23 protein-coding genes are annotated in these 25060 nt (G+C 64.0%); 11 read left to right on the top strand and 12 right to left on the bottom strand.

Going from position 1 to position 25060, the window contains the following annotated elements; translation table 11 throughout:
* Position 1 precedes the first annotated feature (1 nt).
* Positions 2–1009 (bottom strand): AAA family ATPase, encoded by a 1008-nt coding sequence (locus tag MU516_RS06595; protein WP_260276427.1) that lies wholly within the window; start codon positions 1007–1009, stop codon positions 2–4.
* Positions 1010–1073: 64 nt separating this feature from the next.
* On the opposite strand from MU516_RS06595, the gene MU516_RS06600 reads away from it, so the two are divergent.
* The 7 genes from MU516_RS06600 to metK all read left to right on the top strand — a co-directional run bounded on the left by MU516_RS06600 (position 1074) and on the right by metK (position 9393).
* Positions 1074–1622 carry a DUF1285 domain-containing protein gene (locus MU516_RS06600; protein ID WP_260276428.1) on the top strand — a complete coding sequence of 183 codons (549 nt, stop codon included), beginning with the start codon at positions 1074–1076 and terminating at the stop codon, positions 1620–1622.
* 8 nt (positions 1623–1630) lie between these two features.
* Complete coding sequence (locus MU516_RS06605) at positions 1631–2386, top strand: hydroxypyruvate isomerase family protein (protein ID WP_260276429.1); 756 nt, start codon at positions 1631–1633, stop codon at positions 2384–2386.
* Between the two features lie 268 nt (positions 2387–2654).
* Entirely contained in the window at positions 2655–3578 is a 924-nt protein-coding gene (locus MU516_RS06610; protein ID WP_260276430.1) for a glutaminase, read from the top strand.
* A gap of 111 nt (positions 3579–3689) precedes the next feature.
* On the top strand, positions 3690–5510 hold the full coding sequence (gene typA, locus MU516_RS06615) for a translational GTPase TypA (protein WP_260276431.1): 1821 nt from the start codon (positions 3690–3692) through the stop codon (positions 5508–5510).
* A 354-nt stretch (positions 5511–5864) separates the two neighbouring features.
* Positions 5865–6569, top strand: a complete 705-nt coding sequence (locus MU516_RS06620) for a TetR-like C-terminal domain-containing protein (protein WP_260276432.1) — start codon at positions 5865–5867, stop codon at positions 6567–6569.
* A gap of 208 nt (positions 6570–6777) precedes the next feature.
* Positions 6778–8211, top strand: a complete 1434-nt coding sequence (gene ahcY / locus MU516_RS06625) for an adenosylhomocysteinase (protein ID WP_425606815.1) — start codon at positions 6778–6780, stop codon at positions 8209–8211.
* Positions 8212–8214: 3 nt separating this feature from the next.
* Positions 8215–9393: a methionine adenosyltransferase gene (gene metK, locus MU516_RS06630; RefSeq protein ID WP_209058276.1), complete on the top strand. Its 1179-nt coding sequence runs from the start codon at positions 8215–8217 to the stop codon at positions 9391–9393.
* 49 nt (positions 9394–9442) lie between these two features.
* On the opposite strand, the gene MU516_RS06635 is transcribed toward metK, so the two are convergent.
* On the bottom strand, positions 9443–9925 hold the full coding sequence (locus MU516_RS06635) for a GNAT family N-acetyltransferase (protein ID WP_260276436.1): 483 nt from the start codon (positions 9923–9925) through the stop codon (positions 9443–9445).
* Positions 9926–10546: 621 nt separating this feature from the next.
* Between MU516_RS06635 and MU516_RS06640 the strand changes: the two genes are divergently transcribed.
* Positions 10547–11596: a Leu/Phe/Val dehydrogenase gene (locus MU516_RS06640; RefSeq protein ID WP_260276437.1), complete on the top strand. Its 1050-nt coding sequence runs from the start codon at positions 10547–10549 to the stop codon at positions 11594–11596.
* 104 nt (positions 11597–11700) lie between these two features.
* Complete coding sequence (locus MU516_RS06645) at positions 11701–12639, top strand: nucleoside hydrolase (RefSeq protein ID WP_260276438.1); 939 nt, start codon at positions 11701–11703, stop codon at positions 12637–12639.
* Here the strand turns inward: MU516_RS06645 and MU516_RS06650 are convergent.
* The 9 genes from MU516_RS06650 to pyrH form a co-directional block, all read right to left on the bottom strand.
* Complete coding sequence (locus MU516_RS06650; protein WP_260276439.1) at positions 12636–13394, bottom strand: OmpH/Skp family outer membrane protein; 759 nt, start codon at positions 13392–13394, stop codon at positions 12636–12638. The genes MU516_RS06645 and MU516_RS06650 overlap by 4 nt on opposite strands.
* Entirely contained in the window at positions 13394–15697 is a 2304-nt protein-coding gene (gene bamA / locus MU516_RS06655) for an outer membrane protein assembly factor BamA (protein ID WP_425606816.1), read from the bottom strand. The genes MU516_RS06650 and bamA overlap by 1 nt, the downstream gene beginning before the upstream one ends.
* A 101-nt stretch (positions 15698–15798) precedes the next feature.
* A complete protein-coding gene (gene rseP, locus MU516_RS06660; protein ID WP_260276440.1) occupies positions 15799–17130 on the bottom strand; it encodes an RIP metalloprotease RseP in 1332 nt (443 codons plus the stop codon).
* Positions 17127–18284 (bottom strand): 1-deoxy-D-xylulose-5-phosphate reductoisomerase, encoded by a 1158-nt coding sequence (dxr, locus tag MU516_RS06665; protein ID WP_260276442.1) that lies wholly within the window; start codon positions 18282–18284, stop codon positions 17127–17129. Before dxr ends, rseP begins: the two co-directional genes overlap by 4 nt.
* A gap of 3 nt (positions 18285–18287) precedes the next feature.
* Positions 18288–19139 (bottom strand): phosphatidate cytidylyltransferase, encoded by an 852-nt coding sequence (locus MU516_RS06670; protein WP_260276443.1) that lies wholly within the window; start codon positions 19137–19139, stop codon positions 18288–18290.
* Positions 19136–19870 (bottom strand): polyprenyl diphosphate synthase, encoded by a 735-nt coding sequence (gene uppS / locus MU516_RS06675; protein ID WP_260276444.1) that lies wholly within the window; start codon positions 19868–19870, stop codon positions 19136–19138. Before uppS ends, MU516_RS06670 begins: the two co-directional genes overlap by 4 nt.
* 8 nt (positions 19871–19878) lie before the next feature.
* Positions 19879–20442: a ribosome recycling factor gene (gene frr, locus MU516_RS06680; protein ID WP_260276445.1), complete on the bottom strand. Its 564-nt coding sequence runs from the start codon at positions 20440–20442 to the stop codon at positions 19879–19881.
* Positions 20443–20637: 195 nt separating this feature from the next.
* Entirely contained in the window at positions 20638–21429 is a 792-nt protein-coding gene (locus MU516_RS06685) for an ion transporter (RefSeq protein ID WP_425606817.1), read from the bottom strand.
* A gap of 12 nt (positions 21430–21441) precedes the next feature.
* Positions 21442–22176, bottom strand: coding sequence for a UMP kinase (gene pyrH / locus MU516_RS06690; protein WP_209058256.1), 735 nt, complete (start codon positions 22174–22176; stop codon positions 21442–21444).
* A gap of 92 nt (positions 22177–22268) precedes the next feature.
* Between pyrH and miaA the strand changes: the two genes are divergently transcribed.
* Positions 22269–23153 carry a tRNA (adenosine(37)-N6)-dimethylallyltransferase MiaA gene (gene miaA, locus MU516_RS06695; protein WP_260276446.1) on the top strand — a complete coding sequence of 295 codons (885 nt, stop codon included), beginning with the start codon at positions 22269–22271 and terminating at the stop codon, positions 23151–23153.
* A gap of 104 nt (positions 23154–23257) precedes the next feature.
* Entirely contained in the window at positions 23258–24316 is a 1059-nt protein-coding gene (locus MU516_RS06700; RefSeq protein WP_260276447.1) for a helix-turn-helix transcriptional regulator, read from the top strand.
* Here the strand turns inward: MU516_RS06700 and MU516_RS06705 are convergent.
* Entirely contained in the window at positions 24304–25059 is a 756-nt protein-coding gene (locus tag MU516_RS06705; RefSeq protein WP_260276448.1) for an RlmE family RNA methyltransferase, read from the bottom strand. The genes MU516_RS06700 and MU516_RS06705 overlap by 13 nt on opposite strands.
* Position 25060: the final 1 nt, after the last annotated feature.

A 25060-nucleotide genomic window follows, 5' to 3' on the forward strand; every position in this document is an offset into this window, starting at 1 on the left:
CTCATGCCGCCTGCTGGCTGCCAAAGCGGTCGGCCGCGACCCGGCCGATCACGTCATCGACCGTCTCGCCCCGCGCCCGGGCGGCAAAGGACAAGGCCATGCGATGCCGCAGCACCGGCGCGGCCATCGCCTCGACATCCTCAAGGGTCGGCGCAAAGCGGCCGTTCAGCACCGCACGCGCACGGGTGACCAGCATCAGCGCCTGCGCCGCGCGCGGGCCCGGCCCCCAGACCAGCGTATCGGCAACGAAGGACGCTGCCTCATCGGCGCCGGGCCGGAAGGCGCGCACCAGATCAAGAATGGATTCAACCACCGCATCCCCGACCGGCATCTGCCGGATCAGGCGTTGCGCCGCGATCAGGCCCTCGGGGTCGAAGGCCGCGTGGGCGGCGCCTTCCTCGATCCCGGTCGTGGCCAGCAGGATGTCGCGTTCGGTATCCCGGTCGGGATAGTCCACGTCGATCTGCAGCAGGAACCGGTCCAGCTGCGCTTCGGGCAGCGGATAGGTGCCTTCCTGCTCGATCGGGTTCTGCGTTGCCAGAACATGGAACGGGCGTCCCAGGGGGCGATGCTGACCGCTGACCGTGACCTCGCGTTCCTGCATCGCCTGCAGCAGCGCGGACTGGGTTCGGGGCGAGGCGCGGTTGATCTCGTCCGCCATCAGAAGCTGGGTGAAGACCGGCCCCTCGATGAAGCGAAAGGCGCGACTGCCGTCAGGCATCACGTCCAGCACCTCCGAGCCAAGGATATCGGCGGGCATCAGGTCAGGCGTGAACTGGATGCGCTGGCTGTGAAGCCCCATCACGGTGGCCAGCACATCGACCAGCAGCGTCTTGCCAAGACCGGGCTGGCCGACCAGCAATGCGTGCCCCCCGGACAGGATCGACGCCAGCACCTGTTCGACGACCGCATGCTGCCCGACAAAGCGCCTCTCGACGCTGACGCGTGCGTCGGTCAGCCGTTCGGCCAGCGCCTCGACCTGCTGCACCAGAATTTCATCCGAAGCCATGACAATGCCCTTCCGCTGCTTTAGACCCGAGCATAGGGAAGTCAGGACGGAGCGACCATATCGAATGGCCGATCACAGTGACAATAGCGTGAGTGCCGAAGGTATCGCCGAAGCCGCCAGCAAGGCTGCGAAGGATGGCGGGCTTCCGCCGGTGCATCTGTGGAACCCGCCCTTCTGCGGCGATCTGGACATGCAGATCCGTGCCGACGGGACATGGTTCTATCAGGGCACGCCGATCGGACGGCCGGCAATGGTTCGGCTGTTCTCGACCATCCTCAAGCGCGAGGACGGGAAATATTTCCTTGTCACCCCGGTCGAGAAGGTGGGTATTCAGGTCGAGGACGCGCCCTTTGTCGCCGTCGACGCCGAGATCGGTCCAGACCGGATCACCTTCACGACCAATGTCGGCGATGAGGTTCTGGCCGACGCGGAACATCCGATCATCATTCGCGGCGACAGCGCAGAGCCGCGCCCCTATGTGCATGTGCGCGCGGGCCTCGAGGCGCTGATCGACCGCAAGACTTTCTATCGGCTGGCCGCGGCCGCCGAGGACGACGCCGGGGGACGCGCGGGCGTGCGGTCCGAAGGCCAGTTCTTTCCGCTGGAGGTCTGACAGCCACGATGCCGCGCTTTGCCGCCAACCTGACGATGCTGTTCACGGAACTGCCGATGCAGGATCGCTTTGCGGCGGCCGCCGATGCCGGGTTCCAGGGCGTCGAGATTCTGTTTCCATATGATATCCCGGCCCGCGAGTTGTCCCGCGCCGCGATTTCGGCCGGGCTTGAGATCGTGCTGATCAACACGCCGCCACCGAACTGGGCGGGCGGCCCGCGCGGATTTGCCGCCGAACCCGGACGCGAGGACCGGTTCCGTCACGATTTCGACCGGGCGCTGCGCTTTGCCCAGGCTCTCAGGGCGCGGCACATCCATGTCATGGCGGGCGTCGCCGAGGGGCAGAAGGCACATGAGACATTCCTTGGGAACCTGCGTTGGGCCACCAAGCGCGCGCCCCATGCCAGCCTGACAATCGAACCGATCAACAGAACCGACATGCCCGGCTATTACCTGTCGGATTTTGACCTGGCCGCCCGGATCATCACCGAGGTCGGTGCCGCCAATCTGGGCCTGCAGTTCGATGCCTATCATGCGCACATCATCACCGGCGACGTGATCGGCACCTGGCAACGGGTCGCTTCACATGTCCGGCATGTGCAGATTGCAGGCTATCCTGGCCGGCACGAGCCGCAGGATGGACAGATCGACTATCCGGCGTTCTTCGCGGCGCTGGACCAGTCGGGCTATCGCGGCTGGGTCAGCGCGGAATACGAACCATCCCGCCATACCGAACACGGTCTGGCATGGCTGCCGCGGGATTGAAGCCCCGACCTTGGCATACAGCGGGAACCCAAGGCGGGGCCAATCGTTAGGAAGTCAGCAGATTTGGTCCTTGCGGCCGGATGTTACCAACAAGGAGAATACCACATGAATTCCATAATCTATATCGTCGGCCTGATCGTCATCGTGCTGTTCATCCTTTCGTTCCTCGGACTGCGCTGACCGATTGTGTCGGCCGTGCGTTGCCGCGTGACTTGACGATGAAATCAGTCTAGCCAGATGCCCGCGAAACGGTGGCGGGCTCGGGCGGATGAACACAGACCTTGAAGAATTTCTGACACGCCTCGATGGCGAGATCCGTGCAGAGGGCGATTGGGGCAAGCCCGCGGACTATATTCCCGAACTTGCCCGAATCGATCCGGCGCAATTCGGCATCGCCGTGGCACTTGCGGACGGCACGATCGTCACCGCGGGCGACGCGGAACGGCGCTTCTCGATCCAGTCGATTTCAAAGGTATTTTCGCTGGCCTGCGTTCTGGGACGCATCGGCGAACAGATCTGGACGCGCGTCGGACGAGAATCGTCCGGCGCGCGATTCGATTCCATTCTGCTGCTGGAACGTGAACAGGGCCGTCCCCGCAATCCCTTCATCAATGCGGGCGCGATCGTCACCACCGACGAGCTTCTGACCGGGCGCAGCCCCAAGGAAACCTTGTCCGAGATCGTGAACTTCGTTCGCGCCGCAGCCGACGACGACGACATCCATATCGACAAGACAGTAGCGCGATCCGAGACGGAAACCGGATGGCGCAACGCAGCCTTGGCCAACTACCTCAAGTCGTTCGGCAATCTCAAGAATCCGCCCGAATTGGCGCTTGGGACCTATATCCACCAATGCGCCATCGAGATGACCTGTGTGCAACTGGCCCGCGCAGGACGCGCCATCGCCGGACTGCCCGGCGCAACGTCAATCATCTCGCCCGCGAAGGCGCGACGGTTGAACGCGCTGATGATGCTGTGCGGCCATTACGACGGCTCCGGCGATTTCGCGTTCCGCGTCGGCCTGCCTGGCAAGTCGGGCGTTGGCGGGGGCATCCTGCTGATCGCGCCAGGCCGGGCCTCGGTCGCGATCTGGTCGCCTGGCCTGAATGCCTATGGCAACTCGAAGATGGCGACCCTGGCGGCGGAAAAGCTTGCCCAACATATGGGCTGGTCGGTTTTCGGCGGACGCTGAGCCCCGGATCGCGCGCCGGCATCACGCGATGACGCAGTGACCTACGCGATTGCGTCTGGCCTTTTGGCCCGCGTTTCGCTAGGGCAGCCGCGACTTGAACGGAAGGCTTCCATGGATATCCGCAACATCGCCATCATCGCCCATGTCGACCACGGCAAGACGACGCTTGTGGACCAGCTGCTGAAGCAGTCCGGTTCCTTCCGCGAAAACCAGGCCGTGGCCGAACGTGCGATGGACAGCAACGACATCGAACGGGAACGCGGCATCACCATTCTTGCCAAGGCGACCTCGGTCGAATGGAAGGGCACGCGCATCAATATCGTCGACACGCCCGGCCACGCCGATTTCGGCGGCGAGGTCGAACGCATTCTTTCGATGGTCGATGGCGTCTGCCTGCTGGTTGATGCCGCCGAAGGTCCGATGCCGCAGACCAAGTTCGTGACCTCGAAGGCGCTGGCGCTGGGGCTGCGTCCCATCGTTGTGCTGAACAAGGTGGACAAGCCCGCCGCCGAACCAGACCACGCGCTGAACGACGTTTTCGACCTGTTCGCCAATCTTGGTGCGACTGACGATCAGCTGGATTTTCCGCATGTCTATGCCTCGGGCATCGGTGGCTGGGCCGACGAGTCCCTGGACGGCGAGCGCAAGGACATGTCGGCGCTGTTCGACCTGATCCTGAAGCATGTCGATCCCCCCAAGCAGATCAGCCGCGCCGACGAGCCCTTCCAGATGCTGGCGACCACGCTTGGCGCCGACAACTTCCTGGGCCGCCTGCTGACCGGCCGCGTCGAGGCCGGCACTGCCCGCGCCGGTGACACGCTGAAGGCGCTGTCGCGCGACGGCGAGCGAATCGAGCAGTTCCGCATCAACAAGATCCTGGCTTTCCGCGGCCTGACACAAACCCCCATCGACCTGGCCGAGGCCGGCGACATCGTGACCATCGCGGGCATGGCCAAGGCCACCGTCGCCGACACTCTGTGCGCCCCCGAGGTGGAAACCGCCCTGCCCTCGCAGCCCATCGATCCCCCGACCATCAGCGTCACGTTCGGCATCAACGACAGCCCCCTTGCCGGCAGGGAAGGCAAAAAGGTCCAGTCGCGCGTCATTCGTGAACGGCTGATGAAGGAAGCCGAGGTCAATGTCGCGATCAAGGTCGAAGACACGCCCGGTGGCGATGCCTTCGTCGTTTCGGGTCGCGGCGAACTGCAGATGGGTGTCCTGATCGAGAACATGCGCCGCGAAGGGTTCGAGCTGTCGATCAGCCGCCCGCGCGTCATCTTCCGCGAAGAGGACGGCGTCCGGCTGGAGCCGATCGAGGAAGCCATCATCGATGTCGATGACGAATATACCGGCGTCGTCATCGAAAAGCTGACCGGCGAACGCCGCGGCGACCTGGTCGAAATGCGTCCAGCAGGTGTCGGCAAGACCCGAATCGTGGCCCACGTGCCCTCGCGTGGGCTGATCGGCTATCAGGGCGAATTCATGACCGACACGCGCGGCAATGGCGTGCTGAACCGCATCTTCCACAGCTGGGCCCCGCACAAGGGCTCGATCCAGGGACGCCGTCAGGGCGTGCTGATCAGCATGGAAAACGGCGTTTCGGTGTCTTATGCGCTGTGGAAGCTGGAAGATCGCGGCAAGTTCTTCATCGGCGCGCAGGAGGAACTGTACCAGGGCATGATCATCGGTGAACACAGCCGCGACAACGACCTGGAAGTGAACCCATTGAAAGGCAAGCAGCTGACCAACGTCCGCGCCTCGGGCACGGACGAGGCCGTCCGCCTGACGCCGCCGGTCCGGCTGTCGCTGGAAGAGGCGATCGCCTACATCAACGACGATGAGTTGGTCGAGGTCACGCCGAAGAACATCCGGCTGCGCAAGCGGTATCTGGATCCGCATGAACGCAAACGGCAGTCGCGCGCAGAAGCCTGACGATCGGCCAAGCCGAATCGCCTGCGAGAGACAAAGACAATTCGATGCAACTCAGCTGAGCTGGAGGCGAACCTGACGATTTGTCTTGGTTCGCTTCTTCACAATGTTGTGCTAGACTGATCGTCTTAGAGGTCGGAGACGCATCGCAATGGCCCGACAGACTGGCAGATCCCGCCACGGTTTGCCTGCAACGACATTTGCCAATGTCGTCGCGGACATGGCGGTATTTTTCCAGCGTATTGGCGCCAGACATTTCTCCGAACCAAACTTCGTCCGACCGCTGGTGCGCACGTCAGGTCCGGCAATCGCCAGATCCGTGCCGTGGCACCCCGGACCAGCAGGAAAGGACATCTCATGTCTATGGGCATTCCATCCAAGTCCGACATTCACCACATCGCAGAACCGGTTGCGGCGATGGTAAGGCGACGCCCCGCGACAGAAACCGGCGGCCTGCACGGTCGATCCATTGCGGTGGCGCTGGACCTGCTGCAGGAATATCAGTCGGTGCGGCCGCAACTGGATGAGATCGCAGCCGAGCTGGGCAGGCCGGTATCTGAAATCAGCGAGATATTTCCCGACCCGCAGGCCGTGCTGATCGCCGCCGCCGAACAGGCGCTTGTCCGGCTGATGGACAGTTGCACCAAGGCCGTCGTTCGTGTCGATCCTGACGATGCCGTCGCGCAATTTTGTGCGCTTGGCGAGGCGTATCTGGAATGGGCCCAGACCTATCCGGTCCATTTCCGGCTGATGTCTGATCAGCAGCTTCTTGACACTCTGGGCACGCCGCAACTGCGCCGCTACCTGAACTCACTTTCCGAATTGATGACGCGGATGCTGGAACGCGCGCAGGAAGCCGGAAACCTGCCTCAGGACGAGAATATTGCGCTGATGGTGCTGTCGTCGCGCAGCTTTGCCTATGGTCTGGCCCGGATGGTGGTCGATCAGCGGATGGGCGAATGGTATGTGGACATGCCGCCGCTTGAATCCGCAAAGCTTGCCATGCGGGATTTTGTACGCAGATTCGCCCGCGGCTCTCTGCGCCGCAGCACGGCGCCCTGATCTGTTCGCGACAAGACCAGCCATTTGCCGCCGCTTGCCGGCTTTTGTCTGGGCCGACACGCGACCGTGAAGACCGATCTGGTTGGAAAGGGGCAGCGCATTGCCTCTTTCCGGGCTGCGGCAGATCTGGGGTTCTGCCGCAGCCTTAACGTTCCTTGAACCCCGGCCGTCCGCCTGATCCGACTTTTCGTCAGCAGCGCCTTCCGCTATGACCGGGCCTGACCGCAGACCGACGAAAGGCCGGAATCCCGTGACCGACTACATCATCCGAGACATCGAACTTGCCCAGTATGGACGCAAGGAACTGGACATCGCAGAAACCGAGATGCCCGGCCTGATGGCGTTGCGCGCCGAATACGGCGCGGCGAAACCCCTTGCCGGGGCGCGTATCGCGGGCAGCCTGCACATGACCGTGCAGACCGCCGTGCTGATCGAGACGTTGACCGCGCTGGGTGCCGAGGTGCGTTGGGCATCGTGCAATATCTATTCGACCCAGGATCATGCCGCCGCCGCAATCGCGGCAAGCGGGGTGCCCGTCTTCGCCATCAAGGGCGAAACGCTTGAGGAATACTGGTCCTATACCGACCAGATCTTCCAGTTTGCGGATGGCGACGCGAACATGATCCTCGACGATGGCGGCGACGCGACGCTGTATATCCTGCTGGGTGCGCGGGTCGAGGCGGGTGAAACCGACCTGATCGCGACCCCCATCAGCGAAGAGGAAGAGGCGCTGTTTGCACAGATCCGCAAGCGGCTTGCCGCAAGCCCCGGCTGGTTCACCGCGCAGCGCGACGCGATCAAGGGCGTCAGCGAGGAAACCACCACCGGCGTCCACCGTCTTTATGATCTGCACCGCAAGGGGCTGCTGCCCTTCCCCGCGATCAACGTGAACGACAGCGTCACCAAGTCGAAATTCGACAACAAGTATGGCTGCAAGGAATCGCTGGTCGATGGCATCCGCCGCGCCACCGATGTGATGATGGCCGGCAAGGTGGCGGTTGTCTGCGGTTATGGCGACGTCGGCAAGGGCAGCGCTGCGTCGCTGCGCGGCGCCGGTGCCCGCGTCAAGGTCACCGAGGTCGATCCGATCTGCGCCCTGCAGGCCGCGATGGACGGCTTCGAGGTGGTGACGCTGGAAGACGTGGCAGACAGCGCAGATATCTTCATCACCACCACCGGCAACAAGGACGTGATCCGACTGGAACACATGCGCGCCATGAAGGATATGGCGATCGTCGGCAATATCGGCCATTTCGACAATGAAATTCAGGTCGCCGCGCTGAAGAACCACAAATGGACCAACGTCAAGGATCAGGTGGACATGATCCAGATGCCCTCGGGCAATCGGATCATCCTGCTGTCGCAGGGTCGCCTGCTGAACCTGGGGAATGCGACGGGTCACCCGTCCTTCGTGATGTCGGCCAGCTTCACCAATCAGGTCCTGGCCCAGATCGAATTGTGGACCAAAGGCGATGAATATCAGCCAGGCGTCTATATTCTGCCGAAGGCGCTGGATGAAAAGGTCGCTCGCCTGCATCTGGACAAGATCGGGGTCAGGCTGACACAACTGTCGCGCGAACAGGCCGACTATATCGGCGTGACGCCCGAAGGCCCCTTCAAGTCCGACCATTACCGGTACTGATCCATGACCGAATATTCACTGTTCACCTCGGAATCCGTGTCCGAGGGCCATCCCGACAAGATCGCTGACCAGATCAGCGATGCGATTCTGGATTCGATCCTTGCCGAGGATCCGCGCGCCCGCGTTGCCTGCGAAACCATGGTCAAGACCGGTGTCGCGATCATCTCGGGCGAGATCTCGACCAATGCCTGGGTTGATCTGGAATCGATCGTGCGCGGCGTCATCAACGACATCGGATACACCTCGTCCGATGTCGGATTCGACGGCGCGACCTGTTCGGTCATCAACATCATCGGCAAGCAGTCGCCAGAGATCAATCAGGGCGTCGACCGCGAGAACCTGGAGGAACAGGGCGCGGGCGATCAGGGCCTGATGTTCGGCTATGCCAGTGACGAGACCGACGTGCTGATGCCTGCGCCCATCACCTACGCGCACCGGCTTGTGGAACGGCAATCGAAAGTCCGCCGTGATGGCACGCTGGATTGGCTGCGTCCCGACGCCAAGTCGCAGGTCACCCTGCGCTACGGCGCCGATGGTCGCCCCGAGGCGATCGACGCGGTGGTTCTGTCCACGCAGCACAACCCCGAAATTTCGCTGGCCGATCTGCGCGAAGCCGTGATCGAGGAAATCATCAAGCCTGTCCTGCCTGCCGAATGGCTGTCGGCCGAGACCAAGTATTTCATCAATCCGACCGGCAAGTTCGTGATCGGCGGGCCGGTTGGCGATTGCGGTCTGACCGGGCGCAAGATCATCGTGGACAGCTATGGCGGCATGGCCCGTCATGGCGGCGGTGCGTTTTCGGGCAAGGATCCCAGCAAGGTGGATCGCTCGGCCGCCTATGCCGGGCGGTGGGTCGCCAAGAACATCGTGGCGGCAGGTCTGGCAAGCCGGTGCGAGATTCAGGTCAGCTATGCCATCGGCGAGGCGCAACCCACCTCGATCAGCCTCAACACCTTCGGGACCGAAACCGTCCCGCACGAGAAGATCGTCGCGGCGGTGCGCGAGGTGTTCGACCTGCGCCCCTTTGCGATCATCCGCGATCTGGACCTGCTGCACCCGATCTATCGCCCGACTGCCAGCTATGGCCATTTCGGTCGCGAGCCTTATGCGCTGGCTGGCGCAACCGCCTTCAGTTGGGAAAAGACCGACAAGGCCGAGGCGCTGAAAGCCGCGATGACCTGAACAGAGCGCCTGACCGCCGGGGATTTCCCGGCGGTCAGGCACCGCTTGGTTACGCGATCAGATCCAGTCGCATGAAGATGCTGTTCGGATCGGGGCGATAGGAACCGAAGGGCGGGCAGTCGGTGAACCCGGCCCGTTCATACAACCCGCGTGCCGCGCGAAAGCTTGGCTGAGCTCCGGTCTCGAGGAACAGACGCCGCAGCCCTGCGGCAAGCGCATGTTCGATCATATGGTCCAGCATGCGCCGCGACAGACCTTGGCCGCGATGTTCCGCAAGGACATGCATGGACTTCAGTTCGCCGTCCGCGTCGCCGAAACGCTTCAATGCCCCCATGGCGATCGGACCACCCGCGCGGCGCAGCACGAAGAAGTCGATCGCAGGCGACAACAATGCCTCGCGCGGCATCATGTGGATCGATTCCGGCGGCGTGTCGGCGTGCATCGCTTCGACATGTCGCTGAAACAGCAGCGCCAGATCGGTGCCGAGCGGGCTTTCGGTCGCGATGCGGATGTCACCTGTCTGTTGGATCATCTTCTTCCCCCGGCAGGCGATCTGTAAACCCCGATCCGGGTCCCGGGTCAAGCCGCGTGCCAGTCCCCAACACAGACAAAAGAACCTCGCAAGACAATGCCTTGCGAGGTCAGTTCAAGTCTGATTATCGGCAGCGGGAACACTGCCTTGGGCAAGGTTTTGCCACGCGCCCGGTCCCGGCGCCATCCGCATCATTGCCTATGCGTCAGTCGTCGTAGGCAAGAAAAAAGCCCGCCTGAACGGCGGGCCGAAACTGATGAAATAGGATAGGTCCCTGCCCTTAGAACTGGGGAGAAGGCAGGGACCGTTTTCGTCAGAGAGAAACACTCGAAAACGAATGACGCATCCCTATCGCGGCGTGCCTGCCGCGTCACCGGGGCAAGATTGCCTATGCTTCGCCGCACAAGCGCCGCGAATCGAATCAACGGGGGAATGTGGCGTAGGTCCAGTCTTGTGCGCGACGATTAATTGCGCGGCTATGGACCTGAGGATTTCGCAAATTGCGCGCCGGCCCGGATGATTTCGCAAATGATCCTGTGCTTGCAAACCCTGCGGCGACCGGCTTTCTGACCGTGCTTCATGGCGACATGGGCAGACCGTCCTGCAGGGAGGAAGCACGAGATGGGACTGGAACTGACGGATCTTGACGCGCCCGACGGGTTCGAACGCCTAGTGCGCGCGCGTGACACGGCAGCGGGGCTGGACGCACTGATCTGCGTGCACTCGACCGTGCTGGGGCCCGCGGCGGGCGGCTGTCGAATGTGGGATTACGGCTCGGACGCCGAGGCGATCGCCGATGTCACCCGCCTTGCCCGCGGCATGACCTTCAAGAACGCGATGGCGGGCCTTGGCCTGGGCGGCGGCAAGTCGGTCATTATCGGCAACGCCCGGACGGACAAGACACCTGCGCTGATGCGCGCCTTCGGTGAGGCGGTCGATACATTGAAGGGCAGCTACTACACCGCCGAGGATGTCGGCATCTCGCCGCAGGACATGGCCTACGCGGCCGAACACACGGCCTATGCCGTCGGACTGTCCGGCGCGTCGGGCGACCCGTCGCCCTGGACCGCGGAAGGCGTGTTCCGCTGTCTGCGTGTCGGCGCGGCCCATGTCTTTGGCGATGACGTGCTGATCGGCCGTCGCGTGCTGATTCAGGGGCTTGGGCATGTCGGAATGTCTTTGGCCGAAAAGCTGCACGAGGCAGGCGCCGATCTGATCGTGACCGACATTCACGAGGCTGCGCTTGACGCGGCAAGCCGGGAACTGGACGCACGGATCTGCCAGCCCGACGAGATCTTCGATCAGCAGTTCGACATCTTCGCCCCCTGTGCGCTTGGCGGCGTCCTGAACAGCGCCAGCGTCGCCAGGCTGTCGGCACGGCTGGTCTGCGGGGCGGCCAACAACCAGCTGGCCAGCGATAACATCGCGGACAGGTTGCGTGCGCGCAACATCACCTATCTGCCCGATTATGTGGTCAATGCCGGCGGCATCATCAGCGTCGCCAGCGAGATCCACGGCAGGGACGATGCATGGCGGCGCGCACGTCTGGACGGAATCGCCGGTCGTGTGGCCGAGATGCTGAACCGTGCCGACACCGAGGACCGCAGCACCACCGACGTCGCAGACGAGATGGTCCACAACATGCTGCGCGAGGCCTCGGTCAGCGCCTGATCGGGAATCCACCAAGCCAGCGGCTTCGCCACCGGGCACAACTACTGGGTTGCGTGTTTCCGCGACAGGTTTCAGAACTGACCTCCGGATTTCAGGAGAACAGCGTGACCCAGAAGATCATCATCGACACAGATCCCGGACAGGACGACGCCGTAGCGATCCTCTTGGCCCTGGCCAGTCCCGAATTCGAGGTGATGGGGATCACGGCGGTGGCCGGAAACGTGCCCTTGTCGCTGACCGAACTGAATGCGCGCAAGATCGTCGAACTGGCGGGACGGACGGATGTTCCGGTCTTCGCCGGCTGCGACGCGCCCTTGGCACGCAAACTGGTGACGGCCGAACATGTTCACGGCAAGACCGGCCTGGACGGTGTCGAACTGCCACAGCCATCGGTGCCATTGCAGCCGATCCATGCGGTCGATTTCATCATCGACACGCTGCGCGAACAGCCCTCCGGCAGCGTCACACTGGTGCCCATCGGGCCGCTGACGAATATCGCCACCGCGTTTCGCCGCGCGCCCGACATCATCGGCCGCGTCGCCAGGATCGTGCTGATGGGCGGCGCCTATTTCGAGGTCGGCAACATCACCCCAGCCGCCGAATTCAACATCTACGTCGATCCAGAAGCGGCGGCCGAGGTCTTTGCGTCGGGGGCGCCACTGGTGGTCCTGCCACTGGACGCGACCCACGAGGCGCTGACCAGCCGGGACTGGGTCCAGACCATGCGCGCCCTGCCCGGAGGCTGTGGCCCGGCCATCGCCAGCTGGACCGATTTCTTCGAACGGTTCGACAAGGAAAAATACGGAAATCAGGGTGCCCCGCTGCACGATCCCTGCACGATCGCGTGGCTGTTGCAGCCCGATCTTTTCGAGGGCCGTGACATCAACGTGGAAATCGAAACCGAAGGACGCTTTACCACCGGCATGACGGTTGCCGACTGGTGGCGCGTCAGTGGCAGGCCCGCAAACGCGCTGTTCCTGCGCCATGTCAACCGCGACGCGCTGTTCGATCTGCTGACCACGCGGCTGGCGCGCCTGCCCTAGTTGTCGTCGCCGTCGGTATCGGGCGCCGCCTCCGGGGCGTCGTCGGACGGCGCCACAAGCGCATCTTCCGTATCGGCGCCATCGCCAAGCGTCTCATCAAGCCGGGCGATCAGATCCCCGGTGATGTCGATGGAATCCAGCGAGACGAAGACTGTGCGGCGATCCAGAACGGCCACGGCGCCACGCTGTTGCATCATCTCGCCCATGATCGGCAGGGCGGCCCTGTAGAACGCGGTCCTGTCCGCTTCGGCGCGGGCGTTTAGATCCTGTACCGCCTGCGCGCGTTCCTTTCGCACGCGTGTCGCGCGGGCATCGAAAGCCTCGGCCAGACGCCGGAACTCGGTCGGGTCAAGGGTCGCGCGACGGCGCGTCAGGTCGGCCTCTTCATCGGCAAGCTGATCTGCAAGACGCTCGTTTTCCTCGGCGATACGCTGCCCGGCGTCTTCCAGTTGCGTCTGGGTGCGCTGCCCCCAGGCGGAATCCGTGAACAACCTGTCCTGATCGACCGTCAGGACCGGCGCGATCACATAGCGAGGCGTGTCCTCGGACGAGGTGATGGTCCGATTGGGCATCGCGTCGGTGCCTGCCGTCCCGTCACGAAACGGAGGCGCCGCGTCTGGCCGATCCGGCAATGCCGGTTGCGTCAGGCCCGGCGCCGCGGTGCCCGGGTCAGATTGCTGACCCGACGCACCCGAGACCGCCGCCAGAAACAGCAGCAGGCCAAGCGACGCAATGCGGGCCGTCGCATCCGTCATCAGAACCGGGTCGAGATCGTCAGGTCGAAGTTCTGATCCTCGTCATAGTCTTCCTTGCGGATCGCTTTGGAAAAATTGAAGCGCAAGGGACCGATCGGTGTGGTCCAGAAGATCGACGCGCCGACTGCCGCACGCACATACATGTCGTCATCGACTTCTGTGCCGTCGCTGCCCACGGTGTTGTCCAGCCCCCAGACCGACCCGACATCGGCGAACAGGCCGCCGGTGATCCCGTATTCCTCGGGCAGACCGACCGGGAACTGCGCCTCGGCGCGAGCGGCCCAGAAATAGTTGCCGCCCAGCCCGTCCTGGTTGGGGGCAGACAGGTCGCGCGGCCCGATGCCGTTGGGTTCGAAACCGCGTATCCTGTTGCCGCCCCGGAAACGGTCGAGGATCCAGGTCGAATAGTCGCCATAGGCATGCAGCGCCCCGGCCTCGACCTCGGCCCGCAGCGTCACTTCCTCGCGCCAGGCATTGCTTTCGATACCGGCAAGCGCGGTGGTGGTTACGGTCTTCACATCTCCGCCAAGCCCGGCGAAGTCTTGCGAAAAGCGCAGCTTGTAGCTGGTCAGCGGGTCCAGCCCCGTCAGGCGGGTATCCCAGTTATAGCTGTACCCCAAGGCCGAGGTCGTCCGTTCGCCTTCCTCGTCCTGAAGAATGATCGAGCTGTCATCCTCGACATTCGACAGCCTGTCCTTGGAAATGTTGTAGCGCAACTCCAGACGGCCATTGGCCGAAATCGGAAACTCGATCGACGGGCGGATGCTGATCGTGCGGGTATCATAGTCCGAGTTCAGGTTCTCGGTTTCGTTGTACCGCGCGCTGAACCCGAATTTCAGATCGCGGCCCAGGAAGTAGGGCTCGACGAAATTCACCACGCCGGCGCGATCACCGTCGGCGGTCGAAATGGTCAGTCCAAGCGTCTGCCCGCGCCCAAGGAAGTTGCTTTCGTTCAGCGAGGCATTCAGACCGACACCGGCATTCACACCATAGGACGCACCGAAGGACAGCGACCCGGTCGGCTGTTCTTCGACGTTCACATCGACGATAACCTGTTCCTGATTGCTGCCCTGACGGCTTTCGACCTGGGCATCAGCGAAATATCCCAGCGCGCGGATGCGTTCTGCCGCGTTGCGGATCTCTCGGGGGTTGAACGGGTCGCCCTCGACCGTGTTGAACTGACGGCGGATCACCTGGTCAAGTGTGGTGGTATTGCCCTCGATGTCAATGCGTTCGACAAATATCCGCGGTCCGCGGGTCAGGGCGAAGGTCAGGTCCAGCGTCTGGTTCGACGGGTTGCGGGTGACGCGCGGCTCGATGCTGACAAAGTCCAGCCCCTGCTGGATCGCCACCGTCTCCATCCGCCGGATGGTGTTGTCGATTGCAGCCGGATTGTAGATATCGCCGCGATCGACACGGTTCTGCGCCGCAAACGGCCCGGCATCGACGCTTGCGATCTCGGACACGGTGTTGACGCTGCCAAAACGATAGCGCGGACCTTCCTGGATATTGAAGGTGATATAGAACGCGTCGCGTTCGCGCGCGATCTCGGGGGCGACGGCCTGCACCCTGAAATCCGCATAGCCGCGGGAACGATAGAAATCGGTCAGCAGCTGTTCGTCCAGCGGGATCCGTTCGGGGGCGAAGGTGTCGGCCCGGATGAAGGTCCGCAGGATACCCGCCTGTTTCGTTTCCAGCACCTGCCGCAGACGGCGGTCGGAAAACGCGCGGTTGCCGGTAAAGCTGATGCGCTCGATCTCGGTCACGTCGCCTTCGCGGATCTCGAAGACCAGATCGACGCGATTGTCGCTGCGCCGGATGATCTTGGGATCGACGCGCGCGGCCAGACGGCCCTGCGTGGCATAGGCCTCGGCGATGTTGCGTGCGTCGGAAATTGCCCGGCTCGGCTGATAGACCCGGCGCGGCTGGCTTTGCGCGATCTGGGCCAGTTCCTCGTCCTTGATCCGGCGATTACCCTCGAAGCTGATCTGGTTGATCGTCGGGTACTCTGTGACATTGATCACCAGCACCCCGCCCTGAGGCGTGATTTCGACCGTCTCGAACAGGCCCGACCCCTGCAGCCGCTGCAAGGCGTCGTTCAGTTCGCCCGCCGAAACATTCTGGCCGCGCGCGATATTGGCGTAGGACAGGATCGTGGCGGGTTCGATCCGCTGCGCCCCCTGGATCCGTACATCGTTGAACACATAGGCCGCCGCGGGTTGCCCCGTCAGCAGACCCGCCGGCACCGAAATCGTCAGCGCCGCCATCAAAGCGACCGCGCCCTTGCCCAGTTTCCGTGTCATTGCCGCCCCTTCATGTTCCAGCCTGCGGCGCCCTTGGGGCGCTTTCTTTTGCGTTAAGCTTGTGCCTCAAACGTCCTTCCCTGTCAAAAGCGCATCGCGCATCAGGGGCAGAAAAGATCGTTGGTGAGTCCGAAAATCATCAGCGTCAGCACGGCGGCCATGCCGATCGCGGTCAACAGGTTCAGCGCCCGGTCCGAAGGCGGACGCCCGGTCACCGCCTCCCACGCATAGAACATCAGGTGCCCGCCATCCAGAACCGGGATCGGCAATAGGTTCAGGAAACCGATGGCCGCGGACAACACGGCGATCCACCACAGGAAGCTTGCGCCGCCCGCGCTGGCCGCCTGCCCGGTGCTTTCGGCGATGCTGATCGCGCCGCCCAGGTTGCAACTGCCGATCTGCCCCGTGATCATCGCCCACATGCCCGTCAACGACGACACGATGATGCCCCAGGTCTGACCGACACCCAGCCACAACGCTTCGATCGGCCCGGCCCGGCGCGTTTCCGGCGAGAAGAAGCTTTCGCCGCCCGTTACGCCAATCAGCCAGCGTTTCTCGAAACCGCCGCCGGCGACCGGCAGATCCTGCTCTTTGGGGACCAAAGTATAGCTTGCCACACCCAGCCCCGGCCGCCAGACCTGCAGCAGCAGCGGCTGACCCTGCGCGGCCTCGACATGATCGCGCATCTGGGTAAAGCGCGTGACGGGCTGATCGTCGATCGCCGTGACCACGTCATCCGCCATCAACCCGGCCTCGGCCGCAGCGCTGCGCGGCGCAACGCCGGTGATCCGCGCAGGCATCGGGTCGGGGCCCTGAACCGTGGTCTCGGCCCCGTCGCGCAGAACCCGCCAGTCCTGCTGTGGCGCAACCGGCAGGGTCTGCGCCGCCTGACCGATATCGGCCCATGTCTCGACCGGCTGATCGCCGATCGCAAGAATCCTGTCGCCGGGCTGCAACTGGTTCACAACGCCCGGCGGGCTGGGTGCGATCGCCCCGATCCGGACATCCTGCGTGGGCAAGCCCTGCACAACCGCAAAGCCACCAAAGATCAGGATCGACAGCACGAAGTTGAAGACCGGACCGGCCAGCAATGTGGCGAACCGCGCCCATAGCGGTGCGCCGGTCAGCGTCTGGCGCCGCAGGGCCGGGTCCACCGGACGGCCGACACCGGCGCTGGCCGCGTTCGCGTCACCCATGAAGCGGACATAGCCGCCCAACGGGATCGCCGCGACCTGCCACAGCGTGCCACGCCGGTCACGTCGCGAGGCCAGACGCGGGCCGAACCCGACCGAGAAGACCTCGGCCCGGATCCCCGACCATCGCCCGACGATGTAATGCCCGTATTCGTGCACAGTCACGATCACCGCCAGTGCGACGACGAATGCGGCCAGTGTCCACAGCGTACCGCCGAATTGCGGGATCAGTTCGCTCATGCGGCAGTCTCCTGTCGTGCTGCTGCGTCCCATGCAAGGACGGTCTCGAGATCGGCGGGTTCGTTGGCAAAGCCTGGCTGGCCGGACAGCCGAGTCAGTGTGGTTTCGACCTGCGGGGCCATCTGCGTGAAGCGGATGCGGCCTGCGATGAAATCATCCAATGCCTGTTCCTTGGCGGCGTTGAAGACGGCACCGGCCATGCCGCCCGCCGCCATCACCTCGCGGGCCAGTCGCAAGGCGGGCCAGCGCGCTTCATCGGGTTCGCGAAAGGTCAGGCTGCCGATCCGCGCCAGATCCAGTGGCGCGACCGGCAGCGGGGCGCGGTCAGGCCAGTTCAGCGCGTATCCGATGGCATGGCGCATATCGGGTGCGCCAAGATGCGCGATCGTGCCGCCATCCAGATGGCCGACCATCGCATGGATGATCGATTCCGGGTGGACCAGCACTTTGATCTGGTCGGGACGAAGACCAAAGAACTCTTTCGCCTCGATGACTTCCATCGCCTTGTTGAACATCGAGGCGCTGTCGATCGTGATCCGCTGCCCCATCGCCCAGTTCGGATGGGTCGAGGCCTCGGCGACGGTCGCCGCCGCCAGACGTTCCAGCGGCCAGTCGCGGAACGCACCGCCCGAGGCGGTGATCGTCACGTCGCGCACACTGGCCAGGTTATCACCGCCAAGAGCCTGAAAAATCGCGGAATGCTCGGAATCGACCGGCAGGACCGTCGCACCGCCCCTGGCGGCGGCCGCATGGATCAGGGGGCCGGCGCAGACAAGCGATTCCTTGTTCGCCAAGGCCAGGACGCCGCCTTGCGCCAGCGCTGTCAGGCCCGGCACCAACCCCGCAGCACCGACGATGGCGGACAGGATCCAGTCTGCCGGCCGCGCCGCCGCGTCCCGCAGCGCAACGGCGCCCGACGCGGCCTCGACCCCGCTGCCGGACAGCGCGTCGCGCAGATCGTCCAGCAGATCGTCATGTGCGGTCACGGCAATATCCGCCCGCAATTCCCGCGCCATCGTCGCCAGCCGGGCAATATTGCGCCCGCCTGTCAGCGCGACGACATCATAAGCATCGGCCCCGCCCGCACGGCGGATCAGGTCAACGCCATTCGCGCCGACCGAGCCGGTCGCGCCGAAGATCGATATGCGCCGCATGGCTCAGCTCACCACCGGAAGGCTGGTCAGCAGGCCGATCAGCAATGTTGCCAGCACGGCGCCCGTAACCGCGTCAAACCGGTCCATGAATCCGCCATGACCGGGGATGAGGTTCGAGCTGTCCTTGACCCCGGCCCGACGCTTCAACCAGCTTTCGGCAATGTCGCCCAACTGCCCCGCCAGGCAGACAAGCGGCGACACCCAGATCAAGGTCGCGTCGCCATGCCCGGACAGCCACAGAAGCGCGCCCAGTATCGCCGCACCGACCCACCCCGCGACTGTGCCCGACCAGGTCTTCTTTGGGCTCAGCGCGGGCCAGAATTTCGGACCGCCCAGAATTCGGCCAAAGAAATAGCCCGCCGTATCCGAGACGATCACGATCCCCATCAGCCACAGCACGAAGGCCAGCCCAAGTTCCTCGCGAAAGCCGACCAGCCCGAAAACGGCAAGCTGGATCGCAAGCCCGAAGACCGTATATGAAACCCGATCCCGCGACGCGGCGCCGGGCAGGCCGACCATGATCGGCAGCAGCAGGAACAGGAAGCCCCATTGGCCAAAACTGACCAAGGCCGCGAACTGACCCAGCGCCGCCACAGCCGCCAAAGCAATCGGCCGCCAGCGTCCAAACGGGGTCAGGTGCATCTCGGGGTGCCGCCAGCCGGTCATTGCAGCCAGTTCCCAGAACGTGATCGCGGCGATCAGCGACATTCCCAGCCGCAGCCATACGCCCGAGGCGAAAGCCAGCAGTACGCCGATGCCAAGAAGCACGGCGGTCGATGCAAGCCGACGCGACAGATCGGCCCATTTGCCGGACGGTGCGGGCGGTCTTGGGCTTATGGGCGGGCTGGCCCTCATACGCCCCCGTAGCGACGCTCGCGCAGGCCGAAGCGGTCAAGAATCGAGGCCATGTGATCGGGGGTAAAGTCCGGCCACAGCGTCGGTGTGAATTCGTATTCCGCATAGGCGGCCTGCCACGGCAGGAAGTTCGATGTCCGCGTCTCGCCCGATGTGCGGATCACCAGATCGGGGTCAGGATGACCGGCGGTATCCAGACAGCGCTCCAGATCCTGCTCGCCAGGATCGCTGACCTCGCCACGGGCGACCTTTTCCGCCAGCCGCGCGGCGGCACGCGCCAGTTCGTCGCGCCCGCCGTAATTGATCGCGACAGTCAGGTTCAGCCGGGTATTGCCCGCCGTGCGGGCCTCGATCGCGGCCATCAGCGCCTGCAGCTTGGGATCAAGCCGGTGGCGTCCGCCGATGAAACGCAGCCGCACCCCCTCGGCCGACAATTCTTCGGCCTCGCGTTCGATATAGCGGCGGAAGATCTTCATCAGACCCAGGACTTCCTCGGTCGAACGCTTCCAGTTCTCGGTCGAGAAGGCATAGACGGTCAGCCAGTTGACGCCAAGATCGGGGCAAGCGCGGACGATCTGCTTGACGCGTTCGGCGCCGCGCCGATGACCGACCAGACGCGGCCAGCCACGCTCGGTCGCCCACCGGCCATTGCCGTCCATGATGATCGCGACGTGGCGCGGCCGACCATCGGCGCCGCCCGTCGTCAGGGCCTGTGCGGTATCGGCGGGCATGATCCCTCTCAGACCTGCATGATTTCGGCCTGCTTGGCCTCTAGCGCCTCATCGACATTGCCGATCATCTTGTCGGTCAGTTCCTGAACGGCGGTCTCCCAGAATTTCTGGTCATCCTCAGGCATGCCGTTGGTCTTGCCCTTCTTGACCTGGTCCATGCCGTCGCGGCGGACGTTGCGGATCGCGACCCGCGCGCTTTCGGCATATTGAGCCGCGACCTTGGTCAGTTCCCGGCGCCGTTCCTCGTTCAGTTCCGGGATCGGCAGCATGATGATGGTGCCATTGGTCTGCGGGTTGATGCCCAGACCGCTTTCCCGGATCGCCTTCTCTACCTTGCCGACCATCGACTTGTCCCAGATGTTGACGGTCACCATCCGCGGCTCGGGCACGTTGACGGTGCCAAGCTGGTTGATCGGGGTCATCTGGCCATAGGCTTCGACCTGAACCGGCTCGACCATCGAGGCCGAGGCGCGGCCCGTGCGCAGCGAAGCGAATTCGTGGCGCAGGCTTTCCATCGCGCCTTTCATGCGGCGCTCAAGATCGTCGATGTCTATTTCGATGTCCTCTGCCATGTCGGACTGCCTCTGAATTGAATTTTCACCGCTTGTAACCGCAATGGCGAGGCTTGGCAAAGCCTTTGCCCCTAAAATGGGCGAGGTTGCGCCGCCCACCTTGTGCCCGGTCTGCAAAGGCACGCAACGCCCGGACACCGCGTGGCGACAAGCATCTTCATGCCGCAAGCGAACGGCATCGCCAGCCCGCAAGGATCAGTCAGAGCGGCCCTCCGCCCTTTCGGACAGACGACGTTCGATCGCTTCCAGCCGCGCCAGAACCTGATCGCGATAGGCGCCGGTGATCTCGTTTTCCTCGGACTGATGCGCATCCTGCATCGAATTCACGATCAGACCGACCACAAGGTTCATCACCGCGAAGGTCGTCACCAGGATGAACGGCACAAAGAAAGCCCAGGCGTTGGGATAGACCTCCATCACCGGCCGGACGATCCCCATGGACCAGCTTTCCAGTGTCATGATCTGAAACAGCGAATAGGCCGAATCCCCCAGCGTGCCGAACCATTGCGGGAATGCCTGCCCGAACAGCTTGGTGGCGATGACCGCAGCGATGTAGAAGATGATGCCCATCAGCAGGAATACGCTGGCCATGCCCGGCAGTGCCGACAGAAACCCCTCGACCACGCGGCGCAGGCGCGGCGTGACCGAGACGATTCGCAGCAGCCGTAGGATTCGCAGCGCGCGCAGCACGGACAGCCCCTGCGCCGCAGGCACAAGCGCGATCCCGACCACCACGAAGTCGAAGATGTTCCAGCCGTCGCGAAAGAAACGCCATCCGCGTGCGAAAAGCTTGGCCGCGATCTCGATCACGAAGACCGCAAGGCACAGGGCATCCAGAAACAGGATTAGCGGCCCCAGCCGCGCCATCACCGAAGTCGATGTCTCAAGCCCAAGGATGAGCGCGTTGAACAGGATCACCGCGGTGATCAGCCCCTGCATGATACGGCCGTGAACCAGCCGGTCGATGCGTTCGCGCAGACCGTTCATGTGCCTGCCGCCTCAGTCGTGAACGCGGGTGTAGGTGCCGTTGCCTTCCAGGATCGTGCGGAAGCCGCCCGGCTCATCCAGCGAGAAGACGATGATCGGCAGGCGGTTGTCGCGCGCAAGTGCGATGGCCGACGCGTCCATCACCCCAAGATGTTTCTGCAGCACCTCGTCATAGCTGACATTGCCATAGCGCTTGGCATCATCGTGTTTCTTGGGATCCTTGTCATAGACACCATCGACCTTGGTGCCCTTGAAGATCGCCTCGCAGTTCATCTCGTTGGCGCGCAGGGTGGCGGCGGTGTCGGTGGTGAAATACGGGTTGCCGGTGCCGGCCGCGAAGATCACGATCCGCTTCTTTTCCAGATGGCGAATGGCGCGGCGGCGGATATAGGGTTCGCAGACCTCGTCCATGCGGATGGCGCTGATCACGCGGCAATGCAGGCCCTTGGCCTCCAGCGCGGATTGCATCGCAAGCGCGTTCATCACCGTGGCCAGCATACCCATATAGTCGGCGGTTGTCCGCTCCATCCCCTGGGCGCTGCCTTGCAGACCACGGAAGATGTTCCCGCCGCCGATCACCATGCAGACCTCGACGCCCATCGTGGCGACCGATTCGACCTCGTTGGCGATCCGACCGACGGTCGGTGGATGCAGGCCGTAACCCTGATCCCCCATCAGCGCCTCGCCCGAGATCTTCAGCATCACGCGGCTGTACTGCGCGGGCGTGACGCCCTTCTGATCGGTCATGTCCTGTCCTTTCCTGGGCGGGCGGCCCGCAGCTTTCATCGCGGCGCAAAATGTCGCAAAAGGCGGTCAGATTCAACCTGCCGGAACTGCCCATGCATACCCCCGATCTGACACGGATCGACGCCTCGCGCCACCTGCTGATCGCAGGCCCGACCGCCAGCGGCAAATCGGCGCTGGCGCTTGCCGTCGCGCAGGCGCAGGGCGGGCTGATCGTGAACGCCGATGCGCTGCAGATCTGGTCTTGCTGGCAAGTGTTGACCGCCCGTCCCTCGGCTGCGGACGAAGCGGCGGCGCCACATGCGCTGTATGGCCATGTCGGACCGGATCGCAGCTATTCGGTCGGCGACTGGCTGCGCGAGGTGCGTGAATTGATGGACCGGCGCCTGATCATCGTCGGGGGGACGGGGCTTTATCTGACCGCAGTGACCCAGGGACTGGCCTATGTGCCACCGACCCCGACGCAGATCCGGGCCGAGGCCGATCTGAGGATCGCCGAGCCGGACGGCCTGGCACGGATGACTGCCGAACTGGACGAAGCCACCCGCGACAATATCGACACGCGCAACCCGGCCCGCGTCCAGCGCGCGTGGGAGGTGCTGCGCGCCACCGGGCGCGGGTTGCGCGACTGGCAGGCCGACACGCCGCCACCGCTGATCGGGCCGGATGAAGGCCAGCGGCTGCTGATCCAGGCTGATCGCGACTGGCTGGCCGACCGTATCGCGCACCGGTTTCATCAGATGCTTGAGGACGGCGCTATCCAAGAGGTGCGGGCGATGCTGCCGCAATGGGATCCCGCCCGCCAATGGGCCCGCGCCATCGGCGCCCCTGACCTGGCCGCCTATCTGCAGAGACAGACCGACCTGCCGACCGCGACACAGCGCGGCGTCGTGGCGACGCGCCAATATGCAAAGGCGCAACGCATCTGGTTTCGTGGCAGGATGCGCGATTGGCAGACATGGCGGGTCGGGCCGGATTAACGCCATTTTAAGATTGCCCTGCACAAATGGACGTTATCTCAGTTGAGTCCCCCACTGAGATAGGCGATAATTCGCTTATTCCTTCTGCGGGCAGGTGACGGATCATGTCGGCGTATCAGCAGGGCCAAAGCGGCAACGGCTTTCCATTCGGAACCAGCCTGTTGCAACACGTCACCCTGCCGGGCGCAACGCCTGCACAGGATGCCCGGCTGCGACACGCGAATGTCACAAGCGCCGCCATTCCGCAGGGGCATGCGCGGCAATCCGCTGGTCCCGCGCTGTCAGGCGCGGGATATCGTGCGCAAGATAGCAGCGCCGAACCCAAGGTCACCGCGCCGTTTCGCAGCCCGGCACGCCTTCGCCAGGCAACGTCACAGCCAGCCGGCCTGCGCCTGTTTCAGTTGCGAGATGTGCTTCAGGGTGGCAATGGACGTTCCGCCTCACCTCGGACCCGCACTGATCATATGCTGATCTGGGTGACCGCGGGCGGCGTTCGACTGTCCTTCCCGCGCCAGCACCATGATCTGAGGGCGGGCGAATTGCGCCTGATCGTCGCTGGCACCGCCTTCTCGATCCTGCCGATGCCGGATGCCGCAGGGCATGTCGCGCTGATCGCGCCGCAGATGGCTGCCGCTGCCATTCCTCGCCTGCCCGATCCCGGTCTGACGGCCAGCGTCGGGGAACACGGCCCCCAGATCCTTGCCGTGCTGTCGGATCTGGCTGCAGAATCGGCAGATCCAAACAGCGCGACGACCGGCTGCCTGCTGAACCTGCTGTCACTGCGCCTGCGTCAGCTTGACCGCCTGCGGCCGGTCGAGGCGGGCGATCCGCAGTCGCAGACCGGCCATGTGCTGCTGGACGGTTTCCTGGACCTGGCTGGAAGGCGGCTGGGGCAGAACGGTTCACTGGCCGATCTTGCGGACGAGTTGGGCACCACCGTCGCCGCGCTGGATCGCGCATGTCTTGCGGCGCGCGGACGGCGCGCGATCGAGGTGCTGCACGAATTGCGACTGGAACGGGCCGTCGATCTGTTGCGGCACAGCCAGCGCAGCCCGTCGCGCATCGCGTCGGACCTGGGCTATTCCAGCCACGCCCACTTCACCCGCGCCTTCGTGGCCGCCACGGGCCGCACACCGGAAATGTTCCGCGCTCAGCCCTGCTGATCCTGACCTGTTTCGGGGCCGCGTCCGCGAAACCCGGTTGCGACCACGAATTTCTCGGATGAATCGCTGCGACTTGCCGGCGGCTTCACATTCGCAACCTTGTCGAAATTCCGCTTCAGCATCGCCTGCATCTCGGCCTCGGCCCCACCGGCCAGCACCTTGGCGACAAAGGTTCCGCCGGGTTCGAGGACGTCGAAGGCCAGTTGCGCCGCCGCCTCGACCAGCGCCACGATCCGCAGATGGTCGGTCCCCTTGTGCCCCGATGACGAGGCCGCCATGTCCGACATCACCACATCCGCCGGCCCGCCAAGCCATGCCTTGACCTTGTCGTCGGCACCATCGTCAAGGAAATCAAGCTGATGAATCTCGGCGCCCGGGATCGGATCGACGACTTGCAGATCCACGCCCACCACGCGACCGACCGGCTTTCCCGATTTTTCCCCCAGTGCGTTCACGCGCGAAACGGCCACCTGGCACCACCCCCCCGGCGCGCATCCTAGATCGACGACACGCGCACCGGGGACCAGAAAGCCGTATTTGTCGTCCAGTTCAAGGATCTTGAACGCCGCACGGCCGCGATAGCCCTCGCGACGCGCGCGCGCCACGTAGGGGTCGTTCAGTTGCCGTTCCAGCCACAACTTGCTGGACAGCTTGCGCCCCTTGGCGGTTTTGACCCGCACCTTCAGGTCGCGCTGCCCGCGTCCACTGGTCTTGCCCGCCCGGCTGGCCGGTTTCTTCGTCATC

The organism is Paracoccus maritimus (assembly GCF_025195095.1).
GTDB classification, from domain to species: domain Bacteria; phylum Pseudomonadota; class Alphaproteobacteria; order Rhodobacterales; family Rhodobacteraceae; genus Paracoccus; species Paracoccus maritimus.